The sequence below is a fragment of the Phaeovulum sp. genome (assembly GCF_030684035.1).
GTDB lineage: Bacteria > Pseudomonadota > Alphaproteobacteria > Rhodobacterales > Rhodobacteraceae > UBA6213.
The window spans coordinates 84,422-91,989 of record NZ_JAUXPI010000043.1; the positions used below are offsets into that span (position 1 = coordinate 84,422).

Here is a 7,568-nt window from a genome sequence, read left to right on the forward strand (position 1 = left end):
GCGCAAAGAACCGGGGCAGGCATCGATGGCGCGCGTATCAATACGGCAGGCAGACCCGCAGTTTTCGCAGCCTGTGCGCCAGATCATGGCAATGCTTGTGGTGCTGGGGCTGGTGGCGATGGGCGGCTATTTCGCCTATTCGCGCATCTTCCCGATCTTTCTGGCCAACCCCTGGCTCAACGGGCTGATCCTCGCGGTTTTCGTGTTCGGAATCATCGCCTGTTTCTGGCAACTTTACCAACTGGTGCTGTCGGTCAGCTGGATCGAGGGTTTTGCCTCGGACCGCCCCGGCGAAACGCTCTCTGCCGCGCCAAGCCTGCTGGCACCGCTGGCCTCGCTGCTCGGCGCGCGCGGCGTGCACCGCGAAATTGCCACCTCTTCGGCCCGCTCGATCCTCGATTCGGTCGGCACCCGCATCGACGAGGCCCGCGACATCACCCGCTATCTGTCGAACCTGCTGATTTTTCTCGGGCTTCTTGGCACCTTTTACGGCCTTGCGACGACCGTTCCGGCGGTGGTCGAAACCATCCGGGCGCTGGCCCCGCAAGAGGGCGATACCGCCATCGGGGTCTTTGACAAGCTGATGAGCGGGCTGGAAAAGCAGCTTGGCGGCATGGGCACGGCGTTTTCATCGTCGCTTCTTGGTCTGGCGGGCAGCCTTGTGGTGGGCCTGGTCGAGCTCTTTGTGACCCATGGCCAGAACCGCTTTTTCCGCGAGCTTGAAGAGTGGATTTCGTCGATCACCCGAATTTCGCTGGCGTCGGGCAGCGGTGCAACGGCCGAGGGCGATGGCATCGGCCAGGCCGCCGCGAGCGTCATCGATCATATGGCCGAGCAGATCGAGGCGCTGCAGGCAATCTACGTGCAAAGCGATGTTTCCCGCTCGATGATCGACGAGCGGCTCGGCTATCTCGTCACCGCGATCGAGCGGCTTGCGGCGCGGCTCGAGACCGATACCACCGGGCCGACGCTGGCCCGTGTCGCCGACAGTCAGGCGCAACTGGTGGCATTGATCGAGGCCGATACGGCGGGCGATGCGTTGCACGCACTGGCCGACAGCCAAAGCAAGCTCAGCGCCGCGATTGAGGCACGGATCGGCAGCAACGCGCTTGGTGATGATGGCGAAACCCGCATGCGCCTGCGCTCGATCGATGTGCAGCTTCTGCGGCTGCTCGAAGAAGTTTCGGCGGGCCGTCAGGAAAGCATGGCCGAACTGCGCAACGATTTCGCCGCGCTCACACGCGCCCTCCTGTCGCAGCGCAGCAAGCCTTCGCGGGGCGACTAGATGGCACTTCGTGGCCGCAGCGGGCAGCAGCGCTTTTCGTCCACGATCTGGCCGGGATTCGTCGATGCGATGACCGCGCTCTTGCTGGTTCTGATGTTCGTGCTGACCATCTTCATGGTTGTGCAATCGGTGCTGCGCCAAACCATCTCGTCGCAAGATGATGAACTTGCAACACTTTCCGAGCAGGTCGCGGGGCTGGCACAGGCGCTGGCGATGGAGCAGGTCAGCAACGCCGAGTTGCAGAACAGCCTTTCCGGTGCCCGCACCGAGGTTGCTGCGCAGGCCGATCTTATCGCCACGCTCCGCGCCACCGTCACCGCCCGCGATGCCGACCTGCGCACCGCCGAAACCCGGATCACCAGTTTCGAGGCGCAGGTTGCGGCGCTGCTAGCCGATCGCGATTCCGCCCGTGCGCTTGCTGCCGCGACCGCCGCCGAACGCGATCTGGCGCTGGGCGAGGCCGAGGCGCTCAACCTCGCGCTGGCGCAGGCGCGCGGCGAGATTGACGCGCAGACCGAAGCGGCGCGGCTCGCCGCCGCCCGGCGCGAAGCGCTTGATGCGCTGATCGCCGATCTGCAACGGCAAAATGCCGCGACCGAGGCCAATCTGTCGCAAGCGCAGGTGGCGCTATCCGAGGCGGAAGCCTCGCGGTTGGCCGATGCCGCGGCATTGGCGGCGCTGCGCGCGCGGCTGGAGGGTGCCGAGGATGAGTTGACCGCGATGACATTGGCGCTTGAGGCGCAGCGGCGCGAGGCCGAGAATACGCTCACGCTCTTGGCCGCTGCCGAGGCGGCAAAGCGGCAGTTGCAGCAGGCTTTCGAGGCGCGCGATGCCGAGGCGCTGATGCGCGCGGCGGCGCTTGCCGCTGCCGAGGCTGCGATGGCCGATCTGCGGCAAAGCGCCGAGGCGCAAAAATCCGAAGCGGAGCGTCTGGCCGACCTGCTTGCTGCCGCCGAGGTGGCGCGGCTGGAGCGCGAAGGCCAACTGGCCGACAAGGCCAGCGAAGCCGAGCGGCTGGCGGCGCTGCTTTCCGCGGCGGAGGCGAAGCTGGCATCGGTCGATAGCGCCCGCATTGATGCCATGTCCGAGGCCGAGCGGCTGGCGTCGCTGCTTGCCACCACCGAGGCGACGCTGGCTGCGGGTGATGCCGCCCGCATCGCTGCGATGACCGAAGCCGAGCGGCTGGCGGCGGTGCTGGCATCGGTCGATAGCGCCCGCATTGCGGCGATGACCGAGGCAGAGCGGCTGCGTGCCTTGCTGGACGCAGCCGAAGCACAGCGCGCCGCGCGCGAGGCGGAACTGGGCAATGCAAGCTCGGAGGCCGAACGGCTTGCGCGCCTGCTGGCCGAGGCGCAGGCGGCCCGCGCTGCTGCCGAAAGCCGCGCCGGTGGTGCTGCAACCGAGGCCGAGCGGCTGGCGGCCATGCTTGCGGCCGCCGAGGCGGCGCGCGCCGAGGCCGAGGGCCGCGCCGGGGCGCAGCTTTCGGAAACCGAGCGGCAGGCGGCACTTCTGGCGCTGGCCAATCAGGCGCTGAGCGCCGAACAGGCGGTATCGGCTGAAAACGCCCGCAAGATGGCGCTGCTCAACCAGCAGGTGGCAGAATTGCGCGGCCAGCTTTCGGAACTCAAGGCCATTCTCGATGCCAGCGCCGAGCGCGACATTGCCAATCAGGTGCAGGTGGAAAGCCTCGGCTCGCAGCTTAACGCGGCCCTTGCGCAAGTGGCCGACGAACAGCGCCGCCGCGCCGATCTCGAGGCCGCCGAGCGCGCCCGGCTTGAGGCCGAGACGCGGCGGCTGGCCGAAGAAGCAAAACAGCTGTCGCGTTACCGCTCCGAATTCTTCGGCAGGCTCTCCGAGCTTCTGGCCGGGCGCGAAGGCGTGCGCGTGGTGGGCGACCGCTTCGTGTTCTCCTCCGAAGTGCTGTTCCAGCCCGGCTCCGCCGATCTTTCGCCCGAGGGGCAGCAGCAGATCGCCGGGGTGGTGGCGCTGCTCAACGATCTGGCCGACCAGATTCCGCCGGAAATCGACTGGATCATCCGCGTTGACGGCCATACCGACAATGCGCCGCTGGCCGGAACCGGGGCGTTCAAGGACAATTGGGAGCTCAGTCAGGGCCGCGCGCTTTCGGTGGTGCGCTACATGATCGGCAGCCTCGGCTTTGCGCCCGAGCGGCTGGCGGCGACCGGTTTTGGCGAGTTTCGCCCGGTGGCCGAGGGGATCAGCCCCGAAGCCCGCGCGCAAAACCGCCGGATCGAGCTGAAACTGACCGAGCGCTGAGCCTCCTCAGCCGAGCGTCACGCCGATCACTACCAGCATCAGCCCGAGCACCGAAACAAAAAGCGCCGCAAGGTTCAGCGCCACGATTGGTGCCATCCGCGCCCGCAGATCGGCGTCCCCCAGCCCGGCGCGCCGCGCCCGCACCACCGCGACGATACAGCCGATGATGCCCGCAAGCCCGACCAGCGAAATCGCCGCCCCGATCCAGATCAGCCACTCCATGCCCCAGCCTCCTCGCCCGTCGGTCGCGCCCTCGCCCCGGTTAGCGCGAAGCCGCGCGGTCGGCAAGCCGGGCCTTGAAGCCCGCGCCCGCCTCGTCTAGCAAGACCCGATGGCGATCTGCGCCCGATGCTTGCGAGGAACCGATGTCCGACGATGCCACCTATACCGTAGCCGCCGATGAACTGCGCCAGTTTGTTGAGCAATTTGAACATCTTGACGCTGAAAAGAATGATATCGCCGCGCAGCAGAAAGAGGTGATGATCGAGGCCAAGGCGCGCGGCTACGATACCCGCGTGCTGCGCAAGATCATTGCCCTGCGCAAACGCGACAAGGATGACCTTGCCAACGAAGAGGCGATTCTCGATCTCTACAGGGCGGCGCTGGGCATGGTCTGAACCGCGCCGCGAAGCGCAGAGACGCGCTGACCGCAGGGCAGCTGGGGCGCGTCAGGGCGCGATGAACTCGACGCCGGGCAGCGCCGCAATTTCGGCCACGTCGGCGTCATAGGCGGCGGTGAGGTCGGCCACCAGGGCATCATTCCAGCCCGGCAGCGGCACCTCGATTTCGATCCGCTCGGCCAGACCGAACTTGTCGAGAAAGGCCGAGGCAATCTTGCGGCGCTGGGCTGCCGTTTGCGGCGGGTGGCTGCCCATATAGGCCTTCATCCGCGCCATGCCTTCGGCGGCCATGATGGTTTCAAGCACCGCGTCGTCGCCCTGCAGTGCCGATTCCGGCTCCACCCCCGCAACCCGGCGCACCACCTCGGGCCAGATCAGCGGCGTATCCTCGTTGCACCAGATCACCATGCGCCGACCGTCCACCGCCTGCGCCATGCGCTGCACCACAGGTGTCCAGCGCAGCGCGGTGGGGGCAAGCCCGCACATCAGGCTTTCATAATCGGCACCTTTCACGAAACCCAGAAGTTGCGGAATCAGTGTCGCCGGGTTGATCAGCCCGATATGAAACTCGACCGTATCGGTGGGAAAAAGATTGGCCAGCGCGCGCAATCGCGCCGGTGCCAGCGCATGAAACCCGTCCTTGCCGATCATCCGGGCGGGGAAGCCCATGAAATTGTCGTTGCTCAGGATCAGCCGCTGAATATGGTCTTGCGAGGTTACGGCATCCAGCAGCGTTTCTTGCGTTTCGCGGTCGGCGGGTGCGCCTTTCAATGCCACCAGTAGGTCGCGGATGGTGCGCCGGTAGCGTCCCGGTTCAGGCACCACGATGCCGCGACCGGCAAGCATCGGCGCATTCGCCAGAAGTGTGCGCAAAAGCCGCTCTTCATCGGTGAAATGCGCGCCAATGTGAAATGCGACCTGCATGTTGCGGTTCCCGCCCGGTTCTTGCTTGGCGGCAGTATAGGGGCTTTTGTGGACAGTAAAACCGCTTTCCTGTAAGCGGTCGGAATGTGCCCCGAGCAAATCAGTCAAGTTAGCCTTCCCGCCCCGCTTCACGGCGCGGGCGAGGCGCTGCGCGGGCAGGGTTCGCCCGGCTGGTCGCTGGCGGCGGTGTTGATTGCGGCGCTGGTGGTCGGCCCGCTGCTCGCCGTTGGCTGGATCGCGCTCTTCCCGGATGAGAACATCTGGCCGCATCTCATGGCCACCGCGATGCCGCGCTACATAACCAATACGGCGGTGCTTGCGTTCGGTGTGGGGGGGCTTGCGGCGGCAATCGGGGCAGGCTCGGCCTGGCTTGTGGTGATGTATCGTTTTCCCTTTTCCGGGCTGCTCGAATGGCTCCTGCTGCTGCCACTGGCGATTCCCGCCTATGTCGGAGCCTATGCGCTGGCGGATTTCCTCGATTATTCCGGCCCGGTGCAGATCGCATTGCGCGAGGCTTTTGGCTGGCAGAGCGCGCGCGATTACTGGTTTCCCGCCGCACGCTCGCGCAGCATGGCGGTGCTGGTGCTTGCGGGCGCGCTTTACCCCTATGTCTATCTGCTCGCCCGCGCCGCTTTTCGTGAACTTTCGGGCGGCAGCTACGAGGTGGCGCGCGCGCTTGGGGCCGGGCCCTGGGCGGTGTTCTGGCGCGTCGGCCTGCCGCTGGCGCGCCCGGCAATTGCCGCAGGCGCTGCAATTTCGATGATGGAGACGGTAGCCGATTTCGGAGTGGTAGATTATTTCGGCATCCAGACCCTGACGCTTGGGGTGTTCTCGACCTGGCTTGAGGCGGGCAATGCCGGTGGCGCGGCGCAGATCGCGCTGGTGATGCTGGCGGCGGTGGGCATGCTGCTGGCGTTCGAAAAGCACAGCCGCAGGCGCGCCCGCTACCACGGCTCGGCGCGCCAGCCACGCCCGGTGGTGCGCGCGCCCTTGCAGGGAGCACGCGCCTGGGCCGCTACGCTGCTCTGTGCCGCACCCTTCGGCTTTGGCTTCATGCTGCCGGTTCTGGTGATCGGCCGCCACGCGCTGGCCAACCCCAATAGCTGGTTTGGCCCCGGCCTTGCCCGCGCGCTTGGCAATACGCTGGCGGTCTGCGGCATCGCCGCAGCGCTGACCGTGATCGCCGCATTGGTCATGGTCTATGGCACCCGGCTTACCGGTCGCCGCCTGCCGCGCACGCTCTTGCCGCTCACCACGCTTGGCTATGCCGCCCCCGGCGCGGTGCTCGCGGTTGGCATATTGATCCCGCTTGCAGCACTTGACCACCGCATCGCCGATGCCTGGCTGGCGCTGACCGGCACCGACCCCGGCCTGCTTCTTACCGGCTCGGCGGCGGCGGTGGTGCTGGCCTATCTGGTGCGGTTCTTCGCGGTGGCCGAGGGCGCGGTTGATGGTGCTTTCGGGCGCATTTCCCCGTCGCTGCCAATGGCGGCGCGCTCGCTTGGCCGCAACGCGACCGGTGCCTTGCGCGAGGTCTATCTGCCGCTGATGCGCGGCTCGGTTGCCTCGGCGCTGTTGCTGGTGTTTGTCGATTGCGTGAAGGAACTGCCCGCAACCATGCTCTTGCGCCCGTTCAACTTTGAAACCCTGGCCACCAGGGTGCATGAAAAGGCGAGCCTCGAAAACCTCGGTGACGCCGCCCCGGCGGCGCTTCTGGTCATGGCGGTCGGGCTGGCGGCGGTGGCGCTTCTGGCGCGCACCAACCTGCGCGACAGGCCATGAGCGACCCTTGCACGACCGCGCGCGGAGCGCTAAATCCCGCCCATGCCGGTGTAGCTCAGGGGTAGAGCTGCGATTTTGTAAGTCGAGGGTCGGGGGTTCGAATCCCTCCACCGGCACCAACTATCTATGTAACTAATTGAAAACTAATTATAAATAACATAACTGATTTTTGGTCCACCCTTGAGACCACCCCGACACTGTCGTCAGGAATCAGTTGGCGGATGGCAAAAAGCCGATACTATTCCGGAACCTAGGTACTGTCGTAACCTGGGCATCGCGATGCTCTTCAGTCATGGAGAGATCGTGATGAGGATACTTTCAAAGCGCCAGCTCAAGGAGTTGGTCCTGTACTCGCCGCAACACGTCGCGAGGCTGGAAAAGGCCAGGAATTCCCCCAGCGGGTAACCCTCGGTCCGAACCGGGTCGGCTGGGTCGAGGACGAAGTGCTGGTCTGGCTGCAAGAGCGGCTGGACCGCCGCGAAACGCCTGACCGACACTCCTGAAAAGGAGCCGGGTGGCCGGGCGTGCACAGCCCGGTCACCCGTTTTAATTAATGCGCCTGGACCTATGCGGGGCTATTAATAGTGCCTGTTGCCAGCTGCCGAGTCCCCGTCTTGGCGGCAGAGCGCCGCGCCCGACGCCGCCATTGGTTCGGTGTATTTGTTCGTCTGATTCTGGTC

General features: G+C 65.9%; 6 protein-coding genes, 1 tRNA gene and 1 pseudogene. 6 read left to right on the forward strand and 2 right to left on the reverse strand.

What is annotated here, in order from left to right:
- Positions 1–25 precede the first annotated feature (25 nt).
- Both Q8J98_RS09900 and Q8J98_RS09905 read left to right on the forward strand, forming a co-directional pair.
- Complete coding sequence (locus Q8J98_RS09900) at positions 26–1,285, forward strand: biopolymer transporter ExbB (protein WP_305294193.1); 1,260 nt, start codon at positions 26–28, stop codon at positions 1,283–1,285.
- On the forward strand, positions 1,286–3,562 hold the full coding sequence (locus tag Q8J98_RS09905) for a peptidoglycan -binding protein (RefSeq protein ID WP_305294194.1): 2,277 nt from the start codon (positions 1,286–1,288) through the stop codon (positions 3,560–3,562).
- 6 nt (positions 3,563–3,568) lie between these two features.
- On the opposite strand, the gene Q8J98_RS09910 is transcribed toward Q8J98_RS09905, so the two are convergent.
- Positions 3,569–3,784, reverse strand: coding sequence for a hypothetical protein (locus Q8J98_RS09910; protein WP_305294195.1), 216 nt, complete (start codon positions 3,782–3,784; stop codon positions 3,569–3,571).
- 143 nt (positions 3,785–3,927) lie between these two features.
- Here Q8J98_RS09910 and Q8J98_RS09915 point away from each other — a divergent pair, with 143 nt between their 5' ends.
- Complete coding sequence (locus Q8J98_RS09915; RefSeq protein ID WP_305294196.1) at positions 3,928–4,179, forward strand: DUF2312 domain-containing protein; 252 nt, start codon at positions 3,928–3,930, stop codon at positions 4,177–4,179.
- A gap of 51 nt (positions 4,180–4,230) precedes the next feature.
- Here the strand turns inward: Q8J98_RS09915 and Q8J98_RS09920 are convergent, their stop codons facing one another.
- Complete coding sequence (locus tag Q8J98_RS09920) at positions 4,231–5,106, reverse strand: hypothetical protein (RefSeq protein WP_305294197.1); 876 nt, start codon at positions 5,104–5,106, stop codon at positions 4,231–4,233.
- A gap of 84 nt (positions 5,107–5,190) precedes the next feature.
- Between Q8J98_RS09920 and Q8J98_RS09925 the strand changes: the two genes are divergently transcribed.
- From Q8J98_RS09925 to Q8J98_RS09935, 3 genes and pseudogenes are all read left to right on the forward strand, one after another.
- Positions 5,191–6,888 carry an iron ABC transporter permease gene (locus tag Q8J98_RS09925; protein WP_305294199.1) on the forward strand — a complete coding sequence of 566 codons (1,698 nt, stop codon included), beginning with the start codon at positions 5,191–5,193 and terminating at the stop codon, positions 6,886–6,888.
- Positions 6,889–6,932: 44 nt separating this feature from the next.
- A tRNA-Thr gene (locus Q8J98_RS09930) sits at positions 6,933–7,007 on the forward strand.
- 297 nt (positions 7,008–7,304) lie between these two features.
- Positions 7,305–7,391: pseudogene (locus Q8J98_RS09935) on the forward strand (hypothetical protein); the annotation flags it as partial.
- Positions 7,392–7,568: the final 177 nt, after the last annotated feature.